Raw genomic sequence first — 26,324 nt, forward strand, 5'->3', positions numbered from 1 at the left:
GCCTGCATGCCGACGACGACACCTCAACTGGACGAGAAAACCCTGCGATGGATGCCTTGGGTCATCGCAATCGCGTTTTTCATGCAGAGCCTGGACGGCACCATTCTCAACACGGCGCTGCCCTCGATGGCGGCATCGCTGGCGGAAGATCCACTGCGCATGCAGTCGGTGGTCATCGCCTACATGCTGACCATCGCCCTGCTGATTCCGGCTTCGGGCTGGATCGCCGACCGGTTCGGCATCAAGCGGATCTTCTTCAGCGCGATCCTGCTGTTCAGCTTCGGCTCGCTGCTGTGCGCATTGTCCAACTCGCTGAACATGCTGGTGGGCGCCCGGATCATCCAGGGCTTGGGCGGCGCGCTGATGCTACCCATCGGGCGGCTGATCGTGCTGCGCGTGTATCCGCGCTCGGAGCTGGTGCGGATCATGGGCTTCATCACCGTGCCAGGCCTGCTTGGCCCGCTGCTCGGCCCGACGCTGGGCGGCTGGATGGTCGAGTACATGAGCTGGCACTGGATCTTCCTGATCAATATTCCGGTCGGCATCCTGGGCTGTTATGCCGTCCAGCATTACATCCCGGATATCGCCGGCGGTGCTCGCACCCGCTTCGACGGCACCGGATTCATCCTGTTCGGCGCAGCCATGGTGCTGATCACCATCGCGCTGGAGGGCCTCGGCGAACTGCATCTGCCGCACATGCGCGTGGTGTTGCTGCTGTTCGCCGGCATGGGCTGTCTCGCGGCTTACTGGCTGCGGGCCGGACATGTGGAGTTTCCGCTGTTCGCGCCGTCGCTGTTTCGCACCCGTACCTTCGCGGTCGGCATCCTCGGCAACCTGTTCGCCCGCCTCGGCAGCGGCGCCCTGCCGTTCCTGGTGCCGCTGCTGTTGCAGGTCGCGCTGGGTTATTCCCCTTCCCAGGCCGGCATGAGCATGCTGCCGCTGGCCGCCGCAGGAATGTTCGCCAAGACCGTGGCGCGCTGGCTGATCGATCACTTGGGTTATCGCATCATTCTGACCGGCAATACCGTGCTGCTGGGGGTGCTGCTGGCGAGTCTGGCGCTGGTCGATCAGCAGACGCCGTACTGGGTACTGCTGGTTCATCTCGGCTTGCTGGGTGCAGTGAACTCGCTGCAATTCACGGCGATGAACACGGTGACGCTCATCGACCTGGACGACGCCAGCGCCGCCAGCGGCAACAGCCTGCTGTCGGTGGTCGCGCAGCTGGCCCTGAGCCTGGGCGTCGCCTGCGCCGCCGCGCTGCTGGGTGGCTTTACCGAAGACATGGGCACCGGCGAGGCCAGCAATGTGCTGGAAGCCTTCCAGCTGACCTTCCTGTGCGTCGGTGTGCTGGCGATTTTGGCGGCGGGGATATTCCTGCAGTTGCCGTCGCGCCAAGCGAAGACCGCGCCGGCCGCCTGATCGGCCTCGAACATCGTGTCATCGTTCGTCGCGAGCAAGCTCCCTCCCACAGCGCCCGCATTTCAAAGCGAAAACGGACAACCCGTGGGAGCCAGCTTGCTGGCGATAGGCATAACGCGATCGCGAATGCCTTTTATCGCCACGCCCATAGCCGGACCCGCGACCTGATACACTGCGCGACATTTTTGTTTCGCAGGTCCACCGCCGTGACTAACACCGCTTTCAACACGCTGCCTCTGTCCGCCGCCATGCTGGCTAACCTGGAGTCGCTTGGTTATGCCGAAATGACGCCGATTCAGGCGCAGAGCCTGCCGGTGATTCTCAAGGGCAAGGACCTGATCGCTCAGGCCAAGACCGGTAGCGGCAAGACGGCGGCGTTCGGCATCGGTCTGCTGAACCCGATCAACCCGCGTTTCTTCGGCTGTCAGGCGCTGGTGATGTGCCCGACCCGCGAGCTGGCGGATCAGGTGGCGAAAGAGATTCGTCGTCTGGCGCGCTCGGAAGACAACATCAAGGTGCTGACCCTGTGCGGCGGCGTCGCCTTTGGCCCGCAAATCGGATCGCTGGAGCATGGCGCGCACATCATCGTCGGCACGCCGGGCCGCATCCAGCAGCACCTGCGCAAGGGCTCGCTGGTGCTGGACGGCCTGAACACGCTGATCCTCGACGAGGCCGACCGCATGCTCGACATGGGTTTCTACGACGCTATCGCCGACATCATCGAGCAGACACCGGAGCGCCGTCAGACTTTGCTGTTCTCCGCGACCTACCCGGCAGGAATCAAGCAACTGGCGTCGAAGTTCATGCGCGACCCGCAGACCGTGAAGGTCGAGACGCTGCATGCCGACAGCCAGATCGAACAGATCTTCTACGAAATCGCGCCGCAGCAGCGCCTCGAAGCCGTGGTCAAGGTGCTCGGTCATTTCCGCCCTGCTTCGTGCGTGGCCTTCTGCTTCACCAAGCAACAGGTCCAGGAAGTGGTCGATCACCTGACCGCCAAGGGCATGTCGGCGGTCGGGCTGCATGGCGACCTCGAACAGCGTGACCGCGATCAGGTGCTCGCCATGTTCGCCAACCGCAGCACCTGCGTGCTGGTCGCCACCGACGTGGCGGCCCGCGGCCTGGATATCGATGCGCTGGACATGGTGATCAACGTCGAGCTGGCCCGCGATTCGGAAATCCATATCCACCGCGTTGGCCGCACCGGTCGCGCCGGCGAAACCGGGATTGCGGTCAGCCTCGTCGCCCCGGCCGAGAGCCAGCGCGCCCGCGCCATCGAGGAATTGCAGAAGGCGCCACTCAACTGGCAGCAGTACGACAATCTGACCGTCAAGGACGGCGGCAAGCTGATCCCGGCCATGACCACGCTGTGCATCGGCTCGGGCCGCAAGGACAAGCTGCGTCCAGGCGATATCCTCGGCGCGCTGACCGGCGAGGCCGGGATTCCGGGCGATCAGGTCGGCAAGATCGCGATCTTCGACTTCCAGGCCTATGTCGCCGTCGACCGCAGCGTCGCCCGCCAGGCGCTGGATCGCTTGAACAACGGCAAGATCAAGGGCAAGTCCCTGCGTGTGCGGATTCTCTGACACGCTTTCGCCATTCTGATGAAACCTGTGGGAGGGAGCTTGGTCGCGACGACGCATTTCAGCCGCAACCATTACTGTGGTCGTACCGGTCCTGTCGCGAGCAAGCTCCCGCCCACTCCAAGCCTGCAAACCTGCCTCTGAGAGGAACCCCGCTGTGCCCGTTACTGACGTTGTAATCATCGGCGCTGGCGCCGCAGGCCTGATGTGCGCATTCACCGCCGCCGCGCGCGGGCGCAAGGTCATGGTGATCGACCATGCCAACAAGCCGGGCAAGAAAATCCTGATGTCGGGCGGCGGGCGCTGCAACTTCACCAACATGTACACCGAGCCTGCCAACTTCCTGTCGCAGAACCCCCACTTCTGCAAGTCGGCACTGGCGCGCTATACGCAGTGGGACTTCATCGAGATGGTCGCCCGGCATGGCGTGCCTTATCACGAGAAGAAACTCGGCCAGCTGTTCTGCGATAACAAGTCCAGCGACATTCTGGAGATGTTGCTGGAGGAATGCCGCCAGGCTGGCGCCAGCCTTCATATGGACACTTCGGTGCAGCACATCGAAAGACTCGAAACCGGCTACAGCCTGCAGACGACCCTGGGCACGGTGCAGTGCGAGTCGCTGGTGATCGCCACCGGTGGCCTGTCGATCCCGACTCTGGGCGCGACCGGTTTCGGTTATCAGGTCGGCAAGCAGTTCGGCCACAACGTGCTGCCGACCCGCGCCGGTCTGGTGCCGTTCACCATCACCGACCAGCTCAAGGAACTGTGCGTCGAGCTGTCCGGTACTTCGGTCGACTGTCTGGTCAGCTGCAACGACGTCAGCTTTCGCGAAAACATCCTGTTCACCCATCGCGGCCTGAGCGGGCCAGCGATCCTGCAGATTTCCTCGTTCTGGCAACCCGGCGACACCGTACAGATCAACCTGCTGCCGGACCACGATGTGCCCGCCTGGCTGACCCAGCAACAGGCCGAGCGTCCGAACGCCGAACTCAAGACGTTGCTCGGCGAAATCTTCACCAAAAAGATGGCCAATCTGATCGCCGAACACTGGTTCGCGTCGCGCCCGATGAAGCAGTACACCCATGCCGAACTGGCGGATATCGCCGAAAAACTGGCGAACTGGGAAGTGGTGCCGGCCGGAACCGAAGGCTATCGCACGGCGGAAGTCACGCTCGGCGGGGTCGATACGCGAGAAGTGTCTTCCAAGACCATGGAGTCGTTGAAATCGCCGGGCCTGTATTTCATCGGCGAAGTGCTGGACGTCAGCGGCCATCTCGGCGGCTTCAATTTCCAGTGGGCCTGGGCATCGGCCTTTGCTGCGGCGCAGTACGTGTGACATCGCGACGCAGCACCCGGTTTACACCCCGATCCGGAATAAATCTTGCCTGATGGATGTACAGCCCGCGCTCGGGGCTGTACATAAGACTCGATCAATCGCGACTAAAGGCCGTCACTTCCTACATGGCATCGACCTCACTGCGTCATACGTTTCGCCGGTTATGGGCACTGGATAAATTCAGCTATAGCGTTCGGGTTTTCATTGCGCTGACCGGCAGCATGGCGCTGTGCTGGTACCAGAACGAAATGAACCTGCTGATCCCGCTGTTTCTAGGGGTCATCGCTTGCGCTCTGGCCGAAACCGACGACAGCTGGCAGGGACGTCTCAACGCGCTGGCCGTGACCTTGGTGTGTTTCAGCATCGCCGCGCTGGCCGTGGAACTGCTCTTTCCCTACCCGTGGATCTTCGTCTGCGCCATGGCGATTGCCAGCTTCAGCCTGACGATGCTGGGCGCCTTGGGGGAGCGTTACGGTGCCATTTCCTATGGCACGCTGATCCTGTCGGTGTACACCATGATCGGCGTCGACCAGCGCGGCGGCCAGGTGCTGGACTTCTGGCACGAGCCGATGCTGCTGGTCGCCGGTGCCGCCTGGTACGGACTGCTGTCGGTGCTCTGGCAGATGCTGTTCGCCAACCAGCCCGTGCAGCAGGCATTGGCCCGGCTGTTTCGCGAGCTGGGCCAGTATCTCAAGCTCAAGTCGACGCTGTTCGAGCCGATCCGCACGCTGGACGTCGAAGCCCGACGTCTCGAACTGGCGCGGCAGAACGGGCGGGTCGTGGCCGCGCTCAATGCCACCAAGGAAATCATTCTGCACCGGGTCGGCAGCGGGCGGCCGGGCTCCAAGGTCAGCCGTTATCTGAAGCTGTACTTCATCGCCCAGGATATCCACGAGCGCGCCAGCTCCTCGCACTACCCTTACAACTCGCTGGCCGAAGCGTTTTTCCACAGCGATGTGCTGTTCCGTTGCCAGCGTCTGCTGCGCCAGCAAGGCGTCGCCTGCCAGGCGCTATCGGAATCCATTCAACTGCGCCAGCCGTTCGTGTACGACCCCAGCTTCGCCGAAGCGATGGAGGATCTGCATGCATCCCTCGAACACCTGCGCATCCAGAGCAATCCCGCATGGCGCGGCCTGCTACGTTCGCTACGCGCGCTGGCGGCCAACCTGACGACGCTGGATCGCTTGATCAGCGACGCCAGCAATCCCGATGCGCTGGCAGAGGCCAGCGACAGCAGCCTGCTGGACCGCTCGCCACGCAGCCTCAAGGACGTCTGGACCCGGCTGCGGTTGCAGATGACGCCCACGTCTTTGCTGTTCCGCCATGCCCTGCGCCTGCCCCTGGCGCTGACGGTGGGCTACGCGATGGTGCATCTGATTCACCCTTCCCAGGGCTACTGGATTCTGCTGACCACGGTATTCGTCTGTCAGCCGAGCTACGGCGCGACGCGCATCAAGCTCGGCCAGCGGATCGTCGGCACGGCCATTGGCCTGACAGTGGGCTGGGCACTGTTCGCGCTGGTCACCAGCCCGATCCTGCAATCGATGTGCGCGGTGATCGCCGGCGTGGTGTTCTTCGTCAATCGCACTACCCGCTATACGCTGTCCACCGCGGCGATCACGGTCATGGTGCTTTTCTGCTTCAATCAGGTCGGCGACGGCTACGGCCTGTTCCTGCCGCGGCTGTTCGACACTCTGCTGGGCAGCCTGATCGCAGGCCTTGCAGTGTTCCTGTTCCTCCCGGACTGGCAGGGACGCCGCCTGAACAAGGTGCTCGCCAACACCTTGACCTGCAACAGCATCTATCTGCGGCAGATCATGCAGCAGTACGCCCAGGGCAAGAGCGACAACCTCGCTTACCGGCTGGCGCGGCGCAACGCTCACAACGCCGACGCGGCGCTGTCGACGACCCTGGCGAACATGCTCATGGAGCCGGGGCACTTCCGCAAGGAGGCCGACGTCGGTTTCCGCTTCCTGGTGCTGTCACACACGCTGCTCAGCTACCTCTCGGGCCTTGGCGCGCATCGCGATACCCAGTTACCCGCGGACGTTCACGAGCAGTTGATCGACGGCGCGGGCGCGACGCTGGCGGCCAGCATCGACGAAATTGCCCGATGCCTGGCGGACAAGCAGCCGGTGGCGGTGCAAAGCGATGCGGAAGATGCTCTGGCGGCGCAGCTGGAGCAGATGCCCGACGAACTGGACGAAAGCCAGCGCCTGGTACAGACCCAATTGGCGTTGATCTGCCGTCAGCTGGCCCCGTTGAGAACGCTGGCCGCGCACTTGATCAAGAGTCCGGAGCCGGCGCCAGGCCATGCCGTCTGAATAGATCCTCATAACTGCCGTCCGCTTTCATGGCGGCGATCTCCCGGTCGAACGCGGCGACGATCTCGGTGTGATGCGGGTTTTTCAGGCTGACCAGAATGTGCAGGCTGTTCTCGGAGAGTGATCCGGGCAGGAATTCGAGCCTGTCACGCACCTCGTCGGGCTCCAGGGCCAGGTTGTGAAGAGCGACGTATTCGTCGTCCAGCGCCAGATCGACCCTGCCCATTGCCAGCAGGCGCGCGGCCATCGAAAAGTTGTGCACCGGAAACTTCTTGAGATGGGGGGCTTCGTCGAAAGCCGGGAAGTAGGCATAACCGCGCACCACTGCTATCAGATGGTCATTGAGTTGAGCCAGACTGCGATAGCTGATCGCCGAGTCCTTGCGCTTGAGAAAGCGGATCCGGTTGACAAGGTATTCGCGGGAAAACTCGCCGATATGGGTGCGCTCATGACTGAACCAGGCATTGATCAGGACATCGTGGCGACCTTCGCTCAGACCGAGCATCGCACGCGCCCAGGGCACCTGTTCGTAGACGGTGGCATAACCGGCACGCCGCAACGCCGTACTGACCAGATCGGTCGCCAGACCGCCATTGGGCAGGCTGGCATCCGTGAACGGCGGCCAGACGTCCGCCACCAGCCGCAGCCGTTCCGCCGCGCCTGCCTGAGCGATCACGAGAATCCCCAGTAATCCGATTGCCCGAACCCATCGCGACATGCTCGACTTCCTGCGAAGGGCACATTGCCCGATCCCATCTCATCGGCCACGAGGCCGCTATCAATAGAGCGCCGCCAGGGTTTGATTGAAGACCCGATCAGCGGATTCGACAACCCGTGACAGCTGATGGCTCGAGAAAATGCCGGCCATGTTGGGGAATGCGCCGAGATGCGTTTAGACTTCGCATCTGATTTCTCTGCGAGTTGGCGACATGTCTATCAACTGGATCTGCAAACACCACACCGAGCTGAGCATCGAACAGCTCTATGCAGTCCTGAAATTGCGGGCCGAGGTGTTCGTGGTCGAGCAGCAATGCGCCTATCTGGACGTGGACGGGCAAGACCTGAGCGGCGACACCTGCCACCTCATGGCCTGGCGCGAAGGCGAGCTGGTGGCGTACCTGCGCCTGCTGGACCCGATCCAGCAGAATGGCGACGTCACCATCGGCCGGGTAGTGACCGCGCCGTCGATTCGCAGCCGCGGCATCGGTCACGAACTGATGACCCAGGCATTGGAACATGCTGAAAGCAAATGGCCCGATCAGCCGATCTACCTGTCGGCGCAGGCGCATTTACAGGGTTATTACAGCCGCTACGGCTTCAACGCCGTCGGTGAGGTGTATCTGGAAGACGACATCCCGCACATCGGTATGCGTCGCGATCTGGAGTAACGGCAGGGTCACGGATAACCCAGCACTGACTTGATGTCTGTCAGATGTTGTTTGATCCAGTCGGGATCGATCGCGCCCCAGTCGCGTATCCGGTAGTGCCCGGCATGATTGCGCGCGCCTTCCTGCTGTTCGAACTCGCAGTGGATGTCCAGATCCGCCAGCGCGGCAAGGGTATCCTGCGCCGTGCGGCGCGGCATGCCGGTCGCCTCCATCAGCGCCGGCACGCTGCTCGCCGTCCCCGAGTCGATCAGCCACGCCACGTACAGGCGGCGATAGAAACTGCTCTTGGTCTTGCTGACTTCCATCTCGAATCCTTTCTCGTCATTTGAGGGCGACGTTCTTGTTTGCCGTCGTCAGGTCACGCCAGGTCAGGTAGATACGCAGGTCGAACTCGATCTGGTGATAGCCGGGCTGCATGTGCTCGCACAACTGGTAGAACGCCTTGTTGTGCTCGGACTCTCTGAAGTGGGCCAGCTCATGGACCACGATCATGCGCAGAAACTCCGGCGCGGCCTCCTTGAACAGCGATGCCACGCGGATTTCGTTCTTGGCCTTGAGCTTGCCGCCCTGCACCCGCGACACCTTGCTGTGCAGGCCGAGCGCGCGGTGGGTCAGGTCGAGCCGGTTATCGAACAGCACCTTGTCGATCCCGGACACGTTGCGCAGGAATTCCTGCTTGAGGTCCAGGGCATAGGCGTACAGCGCCTTGTCGCTTTGGACCTGATGACGACCGGGATAGCGCTGCTGCAGGTAATCACCCAGCCGGTCCTCAACGATCAACTGGCGCACCTGGTCCTGCAGCGCGGCCGGGTACGCTTGCAGGTATTTGAGCAGAGCCGGGGACTGGCTGGCCATGGGATCCTGATGATGAACCGAAAGGCGCCAGTCTACCCCAAGCCGTCGGCTCAGCGCCGGTACTGAAAGCGCACGGCCTCTTCCGGGACCATGGGCCGCGCGACGAAGTAGCCTTGAATGGCCTGGCAGCCGTTTTCGACCAGCCAATCGTACTGCTCTGTCGTCTCGACGCCTTCGGCAATCACCAGCATGTCCAGATTGCGGCACAGATCGATGATGCTTCGGATCAGCACCGCATCGCGAGGGTGGTCCAGCAAACGGGCGATCAGGTGCCGGTCCAGTTTCAGGGTATCGAGCTGGAAGTTGCGCAGGTGCGCCAGCGAGCATTCGCCGGTGCCGAAATCATCCAGCGCTACCCGCACTCCGATATCACGCAGCTTCTCCAACTGCTTCTGACTGTGGACGAGGTTATGCACCAGCGAGCTTTCAGTGATTTCGACTTCGACCTGTCCCGGTTTGAGTTCGAACCGCTCCATCGCCCGGCGCAATTCGGCGGCCAGATTGGGCATGCAGAACTGAGTGGGACTGACGCTCAAAGCCAGGACCAGGTCCGGCGTGAAGACGCTTTTCCAGGCCTGTCGCTGCTCGGCGCCCTGTTCGAAGATCCAGCTCCCGAGCCGGTTGATCAGCCGCGTCTCTTCCAGCAGAGGCACGAACAGCGCCGCCGGCACCTCGCCCACGCTCGGATGCTGCCAGCGCAGCAGCGCCTCGAAGCCTCGCAGCCGGCCATCGGCCGCATAGACCTGGGGCTGATAGACCACCGAGAAATCCTTGCCGTCGATCGCACTGCGCACGCTTTCTTCAAGCATGAGTCGTGAGCGCGCGCGGCCGTTCATGTTCTGGTCATAGAAGCGGTATTGCTGGCGACCGGCACGTTTGGCTTCGTACATGGCAATGTCCGCCGCCCGCAACAGGCCATCCAGATTCGCGCCGCACTCCGGGAAGGTCGCAATACCGACGCTGGCTCCCAGCGTGATGTCGACGCCTTCGATCCGTTTGCGTACCGAAACCCGGTCGATCAGCTTTTCCGCGATCTTCGCCGCCTGTTCAGGGTATTCCAGTCCATCGACGACCACGGTGAACTCGTCGCCCCCCATGCGCGCCAGCACATCGTAGGGCCGCAGACAGTCCTTGAGCTGGTCGGCCACCCATAGCAGCACCTGATCGCCCGCATCGTGGCCGAGGGAATCGTTGATCTGCTTGAAGCCGTCCAGGTCCATATAGAGCACGACCAGGTATTTGTCGGTCTGTTCGGTGCGCCCCAGCATGCCTTCGACGGTCTGGTAGAAACCGCGCCTGTTGAGCAGCCCGGTCAGCGCATCGGTAACAGCCTGCTTTTCCAGCTGCTGGTACAAATCGCGCACCACGGACATGTCCAGCACGGTGAGCACCATGGCTTTCTGATCCGCCGGGAGCGGCGCGCAGGACAGCGCCACCGGAATCTGCGTGGAGGCGTGAGTCACCAGAATAGCGTCATGGGCGCGGTAGGTTTCACCGTTGCGGTAATGCTGATAGAAGTCCGAATCGCGCCAGTTGGCGACCTTGGGCTGGAGCACGTAATCCAGGACCCGAGTGCCGCGCAGCTGGTCTTCGCTGGCATCGAGCAGCCGGCAGATGGCCGGGTTGGCGAAGCTGACGGTGCCGCTCTCGTCCACCACCAGGATGCCTTCGGCGACATTGGAGAGGATCGAGGCATTGAAAGCGCGCGCGGCTTCCAGCTCCTGAGTCAGTTTGTGCAGCGCCCGGCGGTTGCGCTGCTGTTCGAGGAGCGTGTGCACTTTGGGCTTGAGCACATTGGGATCGAAAGGCTTGAACAGGTAATCGGTCGCCCCGTTGGCATAACCTTTCTGTACCGCGTCCTGTGAGTGCTCAGTGGCTGTGAGGAAGATAATCGGCGTCAGCCGGGTACGCTGGCTGCCACGCATCAGCCGAGCCACTTCGAAGCCGTCCATGCCGGGCATCTGGACATCCAGCAGGACCAGATCGACTTCCTGCTCCAGCAGGATGGTCAGCGCTTCGATTCCAGAGTTGGCAGTGATGATGTGCCAGTCGGGCCGTTGCAGGACGGCACACATGGTCACCAGGTTTTCCGGGTAATCGTCCACGACCAGGAGAACGGACGACCCATCAAGGGGTTGGGATTGCGCGCATTCCATGCTGCTTCTCTTCTTGGGGCATGACAACCGGTCATCCGGAACTCCGATCATGCGATTGAGCCAACTCTAGCCCGGTCTGAGGAAAAGCAGTAGCAACGAAGCTTATTGCCATCATCCAGCTCAGATCGGACCGACTAACGGTATTACGCCACAGGCCGCGCACAGCTTGCCCTTGCGCAGATGTGACAGCACTTTGCCCTCACTGGTTCGCAGTGCCAGCATTAACAAATTGTCCGACGATCCGTATAAACCCCCTCCGAAATCTCCGGCCAGAGCGCTCGCAGGCTGGCACAGGACTATCAGAAAAGGTGACAAATGATCGATCTCGGCTCGTGGAATCTCAGTGTCCCGGTGGGCTCTCCTCCCAAAACCATAGAAACGTCGCAATTGGTCCGCGGTTACGACGGCAAGTACTTCGAATCGCATTCCAACAAGATCTTCTTCTGGTCACCGGTTACCGGAACCCGTACCGAAAATGCCAAGTATCCGCGCAGCGAGCTGCGTGAAACCTGGTCAGACGGCACTTTGCACAACTGGAAATACCCCGACGCCGACAACTTTCTCAACGCGACCCTGGAAGTCAATCAGGTCCCTTCGTCCGGCAAGATCGTCATTGGTCAGATCCACGCCTACGAAAGCACCGAGCCCATGGTCAAGGTCGAGTACCAGTACAAGCCCAAACAGCTGGCCGGCAATATCGTCGTGAAGGTGCGTAACCGGTTCGACGACGAACACAGCCGGGTCATCAAGCTGGCCGAAGGCGTTCCGCTCAACGAGCGCTTCAAATACATCATCCACCTCAGCCGTCGCGGAGAACTCAGCGTCAGCGCGCGCGACATGAACTGGAAGACCAAGGTTAGCGCAACCTGGCGCGACAAACCGCTCTATTTCAAGGCTGGCGTCTACACACAGGACAATAAAGGCTATTCGAGCGAGGGCGGCAAGGCCACGTTCTACAATCTGGACATCGATCACAACAAGTCCTGATCGGCGCCCATGAAAAAGGCCCGCATCCTTTAGAGGATGCGGGCCTTTTTCATGAACCGGTGTCAGAGCGGCCAGCCGCGGGCTGGCGCGCTCCAACACGTCGTCAGGCTTAGTGACCGGCCTTGAACTCCCGTTCGGCTGCCAGGAAGCGTTCCTGCATGCTGGCGGAAGGGGCTTTGCCGATCAGGCTGAAGACCACGATCGCGATGCTGGCGAACAGGAAGCCCGGAATGATTTCGTACAGACCCATGGTGTCGAACTGCTTCCAGAGCACCACGGTCACGGCGCCGACCACTACACCGGCCAACGCGCCGTTGCGGGTCATGCCTTTCCACAGTACCGAGATGAGCACGACCGGTCCGAATGCCGCGCCGAAGCCGGCCCAGGCATAGCTCACCAGACCCAGCACACGGTTCTCCGGATTGGCCGCCAGTGCGATCGCCACCAGCGCGACCAGCAGAACCATGGCGCGGCCGACCCACACCAGCTCACGCTGAGAGGCACCCTTGCGCAGATAGGCCTTGTAGAAGTCTTCGGTCAGGGCGCTGGAGCACACCAGCAACTGGCAGCTCAGGGTGCTCATCACCGCCGCCAGGATGGCAGACAGCAGAACGCCCGCGATCCACGGGTTGAACAGCAGCTTGGCCAGTTCGATGAAGACTCGCTCGGGGTTCTCGGTGACGGGACCGGCCACGTCAGGGTTAGCCGAGAAATAAGCAATGCCGAAGAAGCCGACCGCCACGGTGCCGCCCAGGCACAGGATCATCCAGGTCATGGAAATACGACGCGCGTTGGCAATCGACTTGACCGAATCGGCCGCCATGAAGCGCGCCAGAATGTGCGGCTGACCGAAATAGCCAAGCCCCCAGGCCAGCAACGAGATGATGCCGATGAAGGTGGTGTTCTTGAACATGTCGAAGCTGGTCGGATCCTTGGCTTCGATGGCGAGGAAGGTCGTATCGACGCCGCCGGTTGCCAGCAGCACGATGATCGGCGTCAGGATCAGCGCGAAAATCATCAGGCTGGCCTGCACCGTGTCAGTCCAGCTCACGGCCAGGAAGCCGCCTACGAAGGTGTAGGCGATGGTCGCCGCCGCACCGGCCCACAGCGCTGTCTCGTAGGACATGCCGAAGGTGCTTTCGAACAGGCGTGCACCGGCCACGATGCCCGAAGCGCAATAAATGGTGAAGAAGATCAGGATCACTACCGCCGAAATAATGCGCAGCAGGCCGCTGTTGTCCTCGAAGCGGCTGCTGAAGTAGTCCGGCAGGGTCAGCGCATCGCCGTTGTGCTCGGTCTGCACCCGCAGGCGACCGGCGACGAACAGCCAGTTCAGGTAGGCACCGACGATCAGGCCGATGGCGATCCAGCTCTCGGAGAGACCTGACATGTAGATGGCGCCCGGCAGGCCCATCAGCAACCAGCCGCTCATGTCCGAAGCGCCGGCTGAAAGCGCCGTTACCAGACTGCCGAGGCTGCGTCCGCCGAGAATGTAATCGGAAAGGTTGTTTGTGGAGCGATAAGCCAGCAGGCCGATCAGCACCATTGCCGCAATGTAGATCACGAAAGTGATCAGGGTAGGGTTGGTCAAACTCATGTGTTTCTGCCTTGGCTTTGTTTTTATTCAGCGTCCGATGAGCCAACCTGAATCAGCTCGATGCATCCGACGCAGCACTGCCTGACCACCCGCACGAGCGGTCAGTCGATATCGATTCACATTACGGTTGCACCGTGGCCGCGAATCCTATTAGACATTTCAAATGCGGTGCAACCTATTTACGCCGACAAGTTGCACCCTTCGTCAAAAGAGCCGTAAATCGGCTTTCACGCCCTATTTTGGGGCGAATTCAGGACACTGCCTAACCAAAAATGCACTTTGCCGGGTCATCCTTCCAAAAAACTATAGGGGACGCCGAAATCGTCACAAAATATTCTTGAAATGAGGTTGCACCCGGTTGCACCTTGTAATGTCCGGCGATAATCTGCGCCCAAAGCCGATGCCACCCCAGAGTGGCGACAACGAGGACAATTCATGGCTACCACCACCTTGGGCGTCAAGCTCGACGATCCGACGCGCGAGCGCTTGAAAGCCGCCGCGCACTCTATCGACCGCACTCCACACTGGTTGATCAAGCAAGCGATCTTCAATTACCTCGAAAAGCTCGAGAGTGGTGCAACCCTGGCGGACCTGGATGCGGGCAAGGACGGCGACGAACACGCCGAGCCGCCTGTAGACGCGGGTCATCAGCCGTTCCTGGAATTCGCTGAAAGCATCCTGCCGCAGTCGGTACTGCGCGCTGCCATTACCGCAGCCTACCGTCGTCCCGAACAGGAAGTCGTGCCCATGCTGCTGGAGCAGGCACGCCTGCCGGCTCCGATGGCCGAGGCCGCCAACAAGCTCGCTGCGACCATCGCCGAAAAGCTGCGCAATCAGAAAAGCGCGGGCGGCCGTGCGGGCATCGTCCAGGGCCTGTTGCAGGAATTCTCCCTGTCGTCCCAGGAAGGTGTCGCCCTGATGTGTCTGGCCGAAGCGCTGCTGCGCATTCCAGACAAAGGCACACGCGATGCGCTGATCCGCGACAAGATCAGCACCGGCAACTGGCAGCCGCACCTGGGCAACAGCCCATCGCTGTTCGTCAACGCCGCCACCTGGGGGCTGCTGCTGACCGGCAAACTGGTTTCCACCCATAACGAAGCGGGCCTGACCTCTTCGCTGAGCCGCATCATCGGCAAGAGCGGCGAGCCAATGATCCGCAAAGGCGTGGACATGGCGATGCGCCTGATGGGCGAGCAGTTCGTCACTGGCGAGACCATCGGCGAAGCGCTCGCCAATGCCAGCCGTTTCGAAGCCAAGGGCTTCCGTTATTCCTACGACATGCTGGGTGAAGCGGCGCTGACCGAACATGACGCGCAGAAGTATCTGGCGTCCTACGAACAGGCCATTCACTCCATTGGCAAGGCGTCCCACGGCCGTGGCATTTATGAAGGCCCCGGCATCTCCATCAAACTGTCGGCGCTGCATCCGCGCTACAGCCGCGCGCAGTACGAGCGCGTGATGGACGAACTGTACCCGCGCCTGTTGTCGTTGACCCTTCTGGCCAAGCAGTACGACATCGGCCTGAACATCGACGCCGAAGAAGCCGACCGTCTCGAACTGTCGCTGGATCTGCTGGAGCGCCTGTGCTTCGAGCCGCAACTGAGCGGCTGGAACGGCATCGGCTTCGTGATCCAGGCTTACCAGAAGCGCTGCCCGTACGTGATCGACTACGTGATCGATCTGGCTCGCCGCAGCCGCCATCGCCTGATGATCCGTCTGGTCAAAGGCGCGTACTGGGACAGCGAGATCAAGCGCGCCCAGGTCGAAGGCCTCGAAGGCTATCCGGTCTACACCCGCAAGGTGTACACCGACGTGTCCTATGTCGCTTGCGCCCGCAAGCTGCTGGCTGCGCCGGAAGTCATCTATCCGCAGTTCGCGACCCACAACGCCCACACCCTGGCGGCGATCTATCACATCGCCGGCCAGAACTACTATCCGGGCCAGTACGAATTCCAGTGCCTGCATGGCATGGGTGAGCCGCTCTACGAGCAGGTCGTAGGCAAAGTCGCGGACGGCAAGCTGAACCGTCCATGCCGCGTCTACGCCCCGGTCGGCACCCACGAAACCCTGCTGGCTTATCTGGTTCGTCGCCTGCTTGAAAACGGCGCCAACACCTCGTTCGTCAACCGCATCGCCGACCACTCGATCTCCATTCAGGAACTGGTGGCCGATCCGGTCAACCAGATCGAGCGCATGGCGACCCAGGAAGGCGGCTTCGGCCTGCCGCACCCGCGCATCCCGCTGCCGCGCGAGCTGTACGGCGCCGAACGCGCCAACTCCAGCGGCATCGACATGGCGAACGAGCATCGTCTGGCCTCACTGTCGTCGGCCCTGCTCGCCACTGCTCACAATGACTGGAAAGCCGCGCCGATGCTCGGCTGCCCGGTCAGCGAAGGCATTGCCAACGCTGCGCTGAACCCGTCCGACCTGCGAGACGTGGTCGGTCATGTTCAGGAAGCGAACCTGCAGGACGTCGACAACGCCATCCAGTGCGCCCTCAGCGCCGGCCCGATCTGGCAGGCCACACCGCCCGCCGAGCGCGCCGCGATCCTGGAACGTGCCGCCGACCTGATGGAAGCCGACATCCAGCCGCTGATGGGCCTGCTGGTCCGCGAGGCCGGCAAGACCTACCTCAACGCCATCGCCGAAGTGCGCGAAGCGGTCGACTTCCTGCGTTACTACGCCGTACAGGCGCGCAATGACTTCACCAACGACGGCCACCGTCCGTTGGGTCCGGTGGTGTGCATCAGCCCGTGGAACTTCCCGCTGGCGATCTTCTCCGGTCAGGTAGCCGCCGCACTGGCCGCCGGTAACCCCGTGCTCGCCAAGCCCGCCGAGCAGACCCCGCTGATCGCCGCCCAGGCGGTACGCATTCTGCTGGAAGCCGGTATTCCCGAAGGTGCCGTGCAACTGCTGCCGGGCCGTGGTGAAACCGTTGGTGCTCGACTGGTCGGCGACGACCGGGTCAAGGGCGTGATGTTCACCGGTTCCACCGAAGTCGCTCGTCTGCTGCAACGCAATGTCGCCGGCCGCCTGGACTCGGCGGGTCGCCCGATCCCGCTGATCGCCGAAACCGGCGGCCAGAACGCGATGATCGTCGACTCCTCGGCGCTCACCGAACAGGTCGTCATCGACGTCGTTTCCTCGGCATTCGACAGCGCCGGCCAGCGCTGCTCGGCGCTGCGGGTACTGTGCTTGCAGGAAGATTCCGCCGACCGCGTCATCGAAATGCTCAAGGGCGCCATGGCGGAAAGCCGCCTGGGTAACCCCGAGCGTCTGTGCGTGGACATCGGTCCGGTGATCGACGCCGAGGCCAAGGCCGGTATCGAGAAGCACATCCAGGGCATGCGCGACAAAGGCCGCACGGTCTATCAGGTCGCCATCGCCGACAGCGCGGAAATCAAGCGCGGCACCTACGTGATGCCAACCCTGATCGAACTGGAAAGCTTCGACGAATTGCAGCGCGAGATCTTCGGTCCGGTACTGCACGTGGTTCGCTACAAGCGCAAGGAACTGGACCAGCTGATCGACCAGATCAACGGCTCCGGCTACGGCCTGACGCTGGGCGTGCATACCCGCATCGATGAAACCATTGCCAAGGTCGTGGACAACGTCCATGCCGGTAACGTCTACGTCAACCGCAACATCGTGGGTGCCGTGGTCGGCGTGCAACCCTTCGGTGGCGAGGGCCTGTCCGGCACCGGTCCAAAAGCGGGCGGCCCGCTGTACCTGTACCGCTTGCTGTCGACCCGCCCGCAGGACGCTATCGTCAAATCCTTCGCGGCCGTCGACGCCCTCTCGCTACCGGACACCCGTCTGCGCGAGGAACTGACCAAGCCGTTGCAGGCGCTCAAGACCTGGGCCGCCAACAGTCAGCAAACCGCGCTGGAAGCCTTGTGCACCGAGTACGCCGCGCAATCGCAGAGCGGCGTGACCCGCCAGCTGGTCGGCCCGACCGGCGAGCGCAACAGCTATGCGATCCTGCCACGCACGCAAGTGCTGTGCCTGGCCGACGACGAAGCGGACCTGCTCGCGCAACTGGCTGCCGTGCTGGCAGTCGGCAGCCAGGCGGTCTGGCCGGAAACCTCGATGACCCGCGCTTTGCGCAGTCGTCTGCCGAAAGAAGCCCAAGCCCGCATCAAGCTGGTGGCGGACTGGACCAAGGACGACGTCGCATTCGAGGCCGTGCTGCATCACGGCGATTCGGATCAGCTGCGCGAAGTCTGCCAGCAGATCTCCCAGCGCGAAGGGGCGATCGTCGGCGTCAACGGCCTGTCCCACGGCGAAACCAACATCCCGTTGGAGCGCCTGGTGATCGAACGCGCCCTGAGCGTCAACACCGCCGCGGCGGGGGGTAACGCGAGTCTGATGACCATTGGCTGAATGAGCCAGTCAACAACCGCGGGTAGAAAAAGGACGGAGGGCATATGCCCTCCGTCTTTTTTGCTTTTGTGGGTCTTATCAGCTCAACAGGCGGTATAACGCCCGGGAGAGTAGTCCGGTCGAGCCGACATGCGCGCTCAATAACAGCTTGTCATCCGCCTGAACGAGCAGCGTCTTTATCACTTCGTCTTCGATACCTACCCGCACCTCGCCCGCCTGACCAGACGAGCGATCCAGCTTGCCATTGGACAGATAGAGGTTTCACGGGGTTGGCGTTGCCCTTGGAGAGGCTACGGCGGGCTCACCGGCTCTGGGCGGCGGTAGCGGGAAAAACCGGTCGACCAGCCGCTTGCCTTGCTCGCCCAGTCTCGCCGCATACTGCTCGCGACTGAATGGCTCGCCGGTGCGCATCTCGAACAACTGTGTTCCATCGGGCGGCGCGACAACCTCCTGAATCCGCACGCGAATGAATCGATAGCCCGGCCCGGACACTTCGTGGATATCGCGTACCCGGAAGTAGTGCCCTGGCGCGAACAGCGATTCGGCTTCCTCTTCTTCCTCGGAAAAAGGCGCGACCGGCGTGGCGCTCAGGTACTGCTCGGCCAGCATTTCGAAGACGATGGACGAGTCATCGAAGCTGGCCGGGCCATCGAACCCGTAAGAAGGCGCTCCCGCCTGACTGCTGGCGAACGAGCGGATTACGTATGGGTTCTCGGTAAACGAGGTGAAGTCGGTATTGACCAGTACGTCTCCCGCTTTGATATGCCCTTGGCGGAAATTCAGCCCCGAGGTGCCACGTGCGCCGCTGCCGCCGCGATACAGGGTGACATGGTTGTCATGGCCGATAGCTTGCAGATCATCCGCCAGCTCCTCGATCATCTCGACCTGGTGGGTGATCCTGGGCACGCCGGTGCGCAGGTACTGATTGAATTCTTCTTCATGCTCGGAATAGCGTTTCACCCGGCCGCCTACATAGCGACCTTCAGCGGTCTTGAATACCCGGTACTCGTTGCACCAGGGGTCCAGCACGACCTCGGTGCCCTCGCTATCGATGCTGATCTCGTCGGCAGGCCCCACTTCATGGATATTGATTACCGCTTTTTGCCGCTCCAGCGCGTAGTCAGACAACCGTTCCTCTTCCTCAGGATCAAGGCGCATGTGAGTGTCCCAGAACTCTGACCGGATCACGGGGTAAGGCGTCGTCCTCGACGGCCCAGGCGCGGCTGCGGCACCCGCCTCCTCCATGCCACCACTGAGTTTCAGGGCTGGCAGCGCCTCCCAGTGTCCTTCGTTACTGAGCCGCACGGGAGTGGCGCCTTCGAACGCAAAGGGATTAAACGGATCGACCGCCAGCCAGCTGTTGAGCGTCGAGCTGAAACGCACACGACGGGCCTCATCGCCCAGCATGATCCAGGTTTCCCCCGTAGCCGTGCGCTGAATGCCTTGCATCGGCACATCTTCTCCAGAAGAGGAACCAAGTTCCTGCATGGCGATCCACTCCCCGTCGGGAGTCCCCGCCTCGACGGCCGGGCGGGCCTGCAAGACCCTGCGAACGGCAGGCAGGGCATCGGCCAGCAATGGCAGGCTGAACAGTACGTAAATCGAGTTGAGCACCGCGCCTATCACGCCTGCTTTGCGCTGTCGCGAGTCGATGCCGTTGACCGCCTGGTCAATGTTCAACCCAACATTGGCGAGGCCGGCACCGATCAGGCTCAGGGCCAGCGGCCAGGACATCACTGTCAGTGGTCCGAACACTCGGATCACAGCGTTCAGGTAACCGATCCACTGTTGTTTGCGCAGGTTGGCATTGGAGTTCAGGGTCTGGGCCATGGCCTGCATTTCCCGGCGAGCCAGGTCACGCCAGTGCTCGAATATATCGCCCAGAATGATCCGGTCGGTCTGATTGACCAGCAGCACGGCCCCAGGATCGGCGACCTGATTCGCATCGGCAGCGAAGGAGAAATCCCGAATCCGGTCCAACAGGGCTGCAAAGTCCTGAGCCCGTTCGGGCGTAGCCTCCGGCGCGGACAGGAACAGTGCGCTGAAGGCCTCGCGCAGGGTTCGATCCTGCACCTGCTCACGCACCCATTCGAACAGGTCACGTTCAGTGGCGAACACATGAAACGCCGCTTCGCTGCCCGCGATATAAAGGATCTGTCGGCCCTGACGGTCAACCACTCGGATGATATGACTCGATTCGTGCCCGCCGATATCGAAGCTTCGAACCGTGAAGTCGTGAGGCGATGTCAGGGTGACGTTCTGGGTGGCGTTCGCGGCTGCCGAAGGCGTCAGGGCGATAGCCCGGTCGAGTGCGGCCAGGTCAGCCGCCGTGAGCCGACCGTTGCGCACAGCGAGACCGGCCGCTGCCTTGAAGCCTGCCCGGGCGAGCAGCAGAAACGTCTGGGCATGCTTGCCCCAGAAGGTTTCGACGCGCCGGCGGAACACTTGGGCGAAATCCGCATCCCAAAGCCGGTTCAACACTTGCTGAGGCAACAGACGCACCTCATTGCGCTCATCGAAACTGCCGTGACCGGGCCCGTCCAGATAGAAGCCGCCATACAACTGCAATTCGTCGGCAGCGTCCTGATCGCGGGCATTGAACCGGTGCATGACCAGCTCGACCAATGTCATCGATTCGAGCGGCGCGCCAGAATGCGCCCAACCTGTAAAGGTCCGGGAACTGCTGACCGCCGTACCGAAGCGATGCCACCAGACCTTGTCAGGGTCGACCTTGCTGCCGGCCATCTCCTGCAGCAACTTGCGCGCCTGTGCCCACGCCAGCCCGTGTACGTCCGGATAATCCTCGATGAACTGCCGTGCCCTCTGCCTGAGCTGTATCTGCTCGGATTGATAGCGACGTTGCTCGGGCCCTGCAATGAATCCTGCCGATTGCGACATGAGTGACTCCTTGTTCAAGAAAGCCGCGCATGTGAGCAGAAGGTCCGGTTCCGGGTGCGGTACTTAGTTATCGACTGAATGTTTTATCCAGACCGCTAACTGTTTCGGAATTCATGCCGACAAGGCTTTGACAGCCCGCCAATTCAACGGGTTAAATCCGTTGGCATGCCGACTGCATAGTCCGTTTCAACACCATTTCCCCTTTCCGTTTACTCAGGAGTGCCTACCTTGGATGCTACGACCATCAACAGCCTGTTCCTGATCGGCGCGTTGCTGGTGGCCGCGAGTATTCTGGTCAGCTCGCTTTCGTCGCGTCTGGGCATCCCGATTCTGGTGATCATCCTGGCAGTCGGGATGGTGGCCGGCGTCGATGGCGGCGGCATCATCTTCGATAACTACGCCACGGCTTATCTGGTGGGCAACCTGGCACTGGCGGTGATCCTGCTCGACGGCGGCTTGCGAACCCGGGTAGCAAGCTTCCGGGTTGCGCTATGGCCGGCGTTGTCGCTGGCGACCGTCGGGGTTCTGATCACCACTGTGCTGACCGGCATGGTTGCCGCCTGGCTGTTCGACCTGAACATGATTCAGGGCCTGCTGATCGGTGCCATCGTCGGTTCGACGGACGCCGCGGCGGTGTTCTCGCTGCTGGGCGGCAAAGGTCTGAACGAGCGTGTCACCGCCAGTCTGGAGATCGAATCCGGCAGCAACGACCCGATGGCGGTATTCCTGACCGTCACGCTGATCGGCATGCTCGCCAGCGGCCAGACCGGCCTGCACTGGGGATTGCTGGGCCACTTGATCCAGGAATTCGGCATTGGCGGCGTCATCGGTCTGGGTGGCGGCTGGGTCATGCTGCAACTGGTCAACCGCATCAATCTTGCCGCGGGGCTGTATCCGATTCTGGTGATCGCCGGTGGTCTGGCGATCTTCGCGCTGACCAACGCCATTCACGGCAGCGGCTTTCTGGCGGTCTATCTGTGCGGTCTGGTGTTAGGCAACCGCCCGATTCGCAGCCGCCACGGCATTCTGCACATGCTCGACGGCATGGCCTGGCTGGCGCAGATCGGCATGTTCCTGGTGCTGGGCCTGCTGGTCACGCCCCACGATCTGTTGCCCATCGCGATTCCGGCGCTGGGGCTGGCGCTATGGATGATTCTGGTCGCCCGCCCGCTGTCGGTGATGGTCGGCCTGTTGCCCTTCAAAGCTTTCCACGGGCGGGAAAAGGCGTTCATCGCCTGGGTCGGCCTGCGCGGTGCGGTCCCCATCATTCTCGCGGTATTCCCGTTGATGGCCGGGCTGCCGCATGCCCAGCTGTACTTCAACCTCGCGTTCTTCATCGTGCTGGTCTCGCTGTTGCTGCAGGGCACCAGCCTGCCGTGGATGGCGAAGCTGCTCAAGGTCACGGTGCCGCCAGACCCGGCGCCGATTTCCCGGGCCGCGCTGGAGGTGCACACGACCAGCGAGTGGGAGCTGTTCGTTTATCGGCTGGGTGCGGAAAAATGGTGCATCGGCGCGGCGCTCCGGGAACTCAAGATGCCTGAAGGGACTCGTATTGCGGCCCTGTTCAGGGGCAAGCAACTGCTTCACCCTTCCGGCAGCACCACGCTGGAAGTGGGCGACCTGCTTTGCGTGATCGGCCATGAACACGATCTGCCAGCATTGGGCAAGCTGTTCAGCCAGGCGCCGCAGCGCGGTCTGGACATGCGTTTCTTCGGTGATTTCGTGCTCGAAGGCGATGCCCGCCTCGGCGCGGTCGCCGAACTGTACGGCCTGGCCCTCGAAGGGCTCGACACCAACATGCCGCTCAGCCAGTTCATCGTGCAGAAGAATCGGGGTGAGCCGGTCGTCGGTGACCAGATCGAGTGGAACGGCACGATCTGGACAGTTGCAGCCATGGACGGCAAGAAGATCCTTAAAGTGGGCGTCCGGTTTCCCGAAGGCAGCCGCCCGGGCCCTGGACTGTTCCTTTAAGCCGTCAATCCACGTTACATCCAGCGACCGGTAACTATGTTTTCCCTGCGTGCTTTTCTCGCCGTCACCCTGCTCGGGCTTTGTCTGTCCACCACTCCCGCGATGGCGGCCGACACGGCACCGCCCACCAGCGCTTCGGTGCAGCAGAGTCTGGACAAGATCGCCGACCGAAAGCTGCCTGAAGCCGATCAGAAAGCCTTGCAGCAAGTGCTTGAACAGACGCTGGGCTTCCTCGCTGCCCAGGAGGAAAACGAGCAAAAGCTTGTCGACCTCAAGCACCTGCTCAATCGCACACCGAAGGAACTGCAGGATAACCAGCGCGAGCTGGACCGGCTCAAGGCGAGCAAGGTGGTTCCGGTTGCCCAGCGTTATGCCAATCTCGATGTGCCGCAACTGGAGCAGATGCTCAGCCAGCGCAGCACCGAGCAGAGCGATCTGCAAAAGGCGCTGAACGACGCCAACAGCCTGACCATCACTGCCCAGACTCGCCCCGAGCGGGCTCAGGCCGAAATCAGCGCCAACCAGACCCGCATCCAGCAGATCAACAACACGCTCAAACTCGGCAAGGACGGCGGCAAGCCGCTCAGCACCGATCAGCGCAATCTGCTCAATGCCGAACTGGCGTCGATCAATGCCTTGAATCTGTTGCGCCGTCAGGAACTGGCGGGCAACAGCCAGTTGCAGGATCTGGGCAACAGCCGGCGTGACCTGCTGACCGAGAAAGTCGCTCGCCAGGAGCAGGAAATCCAGGACCTGCAAACCCTGATCAACGACAAGCGTCGCGCCCAGTCGCAAAAGACCGTCGAACAACTTGCGCTGGAAGCCCAGAAGGCCGGCGGCAGCAGCCTGCTGGCAACCGAAAGCGCGGCCAACCTCAAGCTGTCCGACTACCTGCTGCGCGGCACCGACCGGCTCAATGAGCTGACCCAGCAGAATCTGCGCACCAAGCAACAGCTGGACAATCTGACGCAGACCGATCAGGCCCTGAGCGAGCAGATCAACGTGTTGAGCGGCAGCCTGTTGCTGTCGAAGATTCTCTACAAACAAAAGCAGGCCCTGCCGCATCTTGAGCTGGACCAGGGTCTGGCGGACGAAATCGCCAACATTCGCCTGTATCAGTTCGAGGTCAATCAGCAGCGCGAACAGATGAGCAGCCCGCTCGCCTACGTCGAAAAACTGCTCGCGACCCAGCCGCCGGAGGACGTCACTCCGTCGCTGCGTCGCACGTTGATGGACCTCGCGGTGACCCGCAGCGACCTCCTCGAACGTCTGAACCGGGAACTGAGCGCGCTGCTCAACGAATCCATCACCCTTCAGTTGAACCAGAAGCAACTGACCAGCATGGCCATCAGCCTACGCGCCACGCTCGACGAGCAGATGTTCTGGATTCCCAGCAACAAGCCGCTGGACATGGAGTGGTTCCAGACCATCTGGCCGAGATTGCAGAAGCAGGTTGCGACCCTGCCCTGGCTGTCCAGCGTCAGCGAGCTTTCTGACGGCCTGACCCATCGACCGTTGCTATTCTTGCCGCTGCTGCTGTTGATCGGCGTGCTGACCTGGCGCCGTAATGCACTCTACGAACACCTCAACCGTCTGCATGCCGACATCGGCCACTTCAAGCGCGACAGCCAGTGGAAGACGCCGCTGGCACTGCTGATCAACGTCTTGCTGGCACTGCCGGTAGCGCTCGGTCTGGCGCTGTGCGGCTACGCGTTGCAGATCGACGCCCGCGGCCAGAACGCCAATCTGGGCGAGGCGTTATTGCAGATCGCGCTGACCTGGCTGGTGTTCTACACCGCCTACCGGGTGCTTGCGCCGGGCGGCGTCGCCCAGTTGCACTTCCGCTGGGAAACCGTGCAGGTCGCATTCCTGCGCGGCTGGGTGCGCCGCCTCGGGCTGGTGGTGTTGGCCCTGGTGGCGGTGGTCGCCGTTGCTGAACATCAACCTGCATCGCTGGCCGACGACGTGCTGGGGATCGGCGTGGTACTGACCTGCTACGCGTTGATGGCCTGGCTGCTGGGGCGGCTGCTGCTCGCCAGCCCGACGCATCACAACGCATCGATCTTTCGCAAGGCGCTGGGACTGGCGTTCACCGCCCTGCCGATAGCGCTGTTCGTCGCGGTGTGCTTCGGCTACTACTACACCGCGCTCAAGCTCAGCGACCGGCTGATCGATACCCTTTATCTGCTGATGCTGTGGCTGGTCGTGGAAGCGACCTTCGTGCGCGGCCTGGGCGTCGCCGCGCGGCGCCTGGCCTATCAGCGTGCGCTTGCCAAACGCCAGGCCGCCCGGGAAAGCGGCGACAACGATGCGCCTGTGGAAGAGCCCAAGCTGGACATCGAGCAGGTTAACCAGCAGTCGTTGCGACTGATCCGGCTGGCGTTGCTGGGTGCGTTCGTCGGCGGCCTGTATCTGGTCTGGGCCGACCTGATCACGGTGTTCGCCTATCTGGACAACGTCATCCTCTACGAATACACCAGCGGCACCGGCGCCAACATCAGCATGGTGCCGATCAGCCTGGGCGACTTCGTCGGCGCGGTGATCATCGTCGCCATCACCTTCGTGCTGGCGGGCAACCTGCCCGGCCTGCTGGAAGTGCTGGTGCTGTCGCGGCTCAATCTGGCCCAGGGCAGTGCCTATGCAACGACCACGCTGTTGTCCTATGCCATCGCCGGGATCGGTTTCGTCAGCACGCTCTCCGCGCTGGGGGTGAGCTGGGACAAACTGCAATGGCTGGTCGCGGCGCTGTCGGTCGGCCTGGGCTTCGGCATGCAGGAAATCTTCGCCAACTTCATCTCAGGCATCATGATTCTGTTCGAACGTCCGGTGCGGATCGGCGACACCATCACCATCGGCAACCTGTCGGGCACGGTCAGCAAAATCCGCATCCGCGCCACGACCATCACCGACTTCGACCGCAAGGACATCATCGTCCCCAACAAGACGTTCATCACCGGCCAGCTGATCAACTGGTCGCTGACCGACACCATCACCCGCGTGACCCTGAAACTGGGCGTCGACTACGGCTCGGACCTGGACCTGGTGCGCACGCTTCTGCTCCAGGCCGCCCGCGAGAACCCGCGCGTGCTCAAGGACCCTGAGCCTATCGTCTTTTTCCTGAATTTCGGTGAAAGCAGCCTGGACCACGAACTGCGCATGCACGTACGCGATCTGGGCGACCGCAACCCGGTGCTGGACGAGATCAACCGTTTCATCAACAAGGAGTTCAAGAAGCAGAAGATCCGCATCTCGTTCCGCCAGCTGGAGGTCTATCTCAAAAATACCGATGGCCAGGAATTCAAAGTGGCGCCTGTCGAACCAGCTACACCCCTGACTCTGACCAAAGATGCACCCGAGCCACCGGAATTGAAACTCGACTGACCGGAGCACTCTAAGCAGAATGCACGCACATTCTGCTGGAGAAGGC

15 protein-coding genes are annotated in these 26,324 nt (G+C 62.0%); 9 read left to right on the forward strand and 6 right to left on the reverse strand.

Annotated features, from left to right (window positions below):
• Positions 1 to 6: 6 nt before the first annotated feature.
• From mdtD to yccS, 4 genes are all read left to right on the forward strand, one after another.
• Positions 7 to 1,419: a multidrug transporter subunit MdtD gene (gene mdtD, locus TRP66_RS14230; RefSeq protein WP_333403724.1), complete on the forward strand. Its 1,413-nt coding sequence runs from the start codon at positions 7 to 9 to the stop codon at positions 1,417 to 1,419.
• Between the two features lie 206 nt (positions 1,420 to 1,625).
• The gene (dbpA, locus tag TRP66_RS14235) at positions 1,626 to 3,005 is read left to right on the forward strand and encodes an ATP-dependent RNA helicase DbpA (protein WP_333403726.1); all 1,380 of its coding nucleotides are present in this window, start codon (positions 1,626 to 1,628) and stop codon (positions 3,003 to 3,005) included.
• Between the two features lie 154 nt (positions 3,006 to 3,159).
• Positions 3,160 to 4,338, forward strand: a complete 1,179-nt coding sequence (locus TRP66_RS14240; RefSeq protein WP_333403728.1) for an NAD(P)/FAD-dependent oxidoreductase — start codon at positions 3,160 to 3,162, stop codon at positions 4,336 to 4,338.
• Positions 4,339 to 4,463: 125 nt separating this feature from the next.
• Positions 4,464 to 6,662, forward strand: a complete 2,199-nt coding sequence (yccS, locus tag TRP66_RS14245) for a YccS family putative transporter (RefSeq protein WP_333403730.1) — start codon at positions 4,464 to 4,466, stop codon at positions 6,660 to 6,662.
• Here yccS and TRP66_RS14250 read toward each other — a convergent pair.
• Positions 6,625 to 7,380: a substrate-binding periplasmic protein gene (locus TRP66_RS14250; protein ID WP_333403732.1), complete on the reverse strand. Its 756-nt coding sequence runs from the start codon at positions 7,378 to 7,380 to the stop codon at positions 6,625 to 6,627. The two genes, yccS and TRP66_RS14250, sit on opposite strands and share 38 nt — an antisense overlap.
• Positions 7,381 to 7,591: 211 nt before the next feature.
• On the opposite strand from TRP66_RS14250, the gene TRP66_RS14255 reads away from it, so the two are divergent.
• Positions 7,592 to 8,050 (forward strand): GNAT family N-acetyltransferase, encoded by a 459-nt coding sequence (locus TRP66_RS14255; RefSeq protein WP_333403734.1) that lies wholly within the window; start codon positions 7,592 to 7,594, stop codon positions 8,048 to 8,050.
• An 8-nt stretch (positions 8,051 to 8,058) separates the two neighbouring features.
• Here TRP66_RS14255 and TRP66_RS14260 read toward each other — a convergent pair whose 3' ends face one another.
• The 3 genes from TRP66_RS14260 to TRP66_RS14270 are packed head-to-tail and all read right to left on the reverse strand — an operon-like array spanning position 8,059 to position 11,061.
• Positions 8,059 to 8,355 (reverse strand): winged helix-turn-helix domain-containing protein, encoded by a 297-nt coding sequence (locus TRP66_RS14260; RefSeq protein WP_333403736.1) that lies wholly within the window; start codon positions 8,353 to 8,355, stop codon positions 8,059 to 8,061.
• 16 nt (positions 8,356 to 8,371) lie between these two features.
• A complete protein-coding gene (locus tag TRP66_RS14265; protein WP_333403738.1) occupies positions 8,372 to 8,905 on the reverse strand; it encodes a M48 family metallopeptidase in 534 nt (177 codons plus the stop codon).
• A gap of 50 nt (positions 8,906 to 8,955) precedes the next feature.
• A complete protein-coding gene (locus TRP66_RS14270) occupies positions 8,956 to 11,061 on the reverse strand; it encodes an EAL domain-containing response regulator (RefSeq protein WP_333403740.1) in 2,106 nt (701 codons plus the stop codon).
• 315 nt (positions 11,062 to 11,376) lie between these two features.
• On the opposite strand from TRP66_RS14270, the gene TRP66_RS14275 reads away from it, so the two are divergent.
• Positions 11,377 to 12,048 carry a polysaccharide lyase family 7 protein gene (locus TRP66_RS14275; RefSeq protein ID WP_333403742.1) on the forward strand — a complete coding sequence of 224 codons (672 nt, stop codon included), beginning with the start codon at positions 11,377 to 11,379 and terminating at the stop codon, positions 12,046 to 12,048.
• A 109-nt stretch (positions 12,049 to 12,157) separates the two neighbouring features.
• Here the strand turns inward: TRP66_RS14275 and putP are convergent, their stop codons facing one another.
• Positions 12,158 to 13,645, reverse strand: a complete 1,488-nt coding sequence (putP, locus tag TRP66_RS14280) for a sodium/proline symporter PutP (protein ID WP_333403744.1) — start codon at positions 13,643 to 13,645, stop codon at positions 12,158 to 12,160.
• Positions 13,646 to 14,080: 435 nt separating this feature from the next.
• Here putP and putA point away from each other — a divergent pair, with 435 nt between their 5' ends.
• A complete protein-coding gene (gene putA, locus TRP66_RS14285) occupies positions 14,081 to 18,028 on the forward strand; it encodes a trifunctional transcriptional regulator/proline dehydrogenase/L-glutamate gamma-semialdehyde dehydrogenase (RefSeq protein ID WP_333403745.1) in 3,948 nt (1,315 codons plus the stop codon).
• A 261-nt stretch (positions 18,029 to 18,289) separates the two neighbouring features.
• On the opposite strand, the gene TRP66_RS14290 is transcribed toward putA, so the two are convergent.
• On the reverse strand, positions 18,290 to 20,926 hold the full coding sequence (locus TRP66_RS14290) for a dermonecrotic toxin domain-containing protein (RefSeq protein ID WP_333403747.1): 2,637 nt from the start codon (positions 20,924 to 20,926) through the stop codon (positions 18,290 to 18,292).
• 228 nt (positions 20,927 to 21,154) lie between these two features.
• Between TRP66_RS14290 and TRP66_RS14295 the strand changes: the two genes are divergently transcribed.
• Together TRP66_RS14295 and mscK are read left to right on the forward strand one after the other, a co-directional pair.
• Positions 21,155 to 22,897 carry a potassium/proton antiporter gene (locus TRP66_RS14295; protein WP_333403749.1) on the forward strand — a complete coding sequence of 581 codons (1,743 nt, stop codon included), beginning with the start codon at positions 21,155 to 21,157 and terminating at the stop codon, positions 22,895 to 22,897.
• A 36-nt stretch (positions 22,898 to 22,933) separates the two neighbouring features.
• Positions 22,934 to 26,278 (forward strand): mechanosensitive channel MscK, encoded by a 3,345-nt coding sequence (gene mscK, locus TRP66_RS14300; RefSeq protein ID WP_333403751.1) that lies wholly within the window; start codon positions 22,934 to 22,936, stop codon positions 26,276 to 26,278.
• The last annotated feature ends 46 nt before the right edge of the window (positions 26,279 to 26,324 follow it).

This window comes from Pseudomonas sp. JDS28PS106 (assembly GCF_036706555.1).
GTDB lineage: Bacteria > Pseudomonadota > Gammaproteobacteria > Pseudomonadales > Pseudomonadaceae > Aquipseudomonas.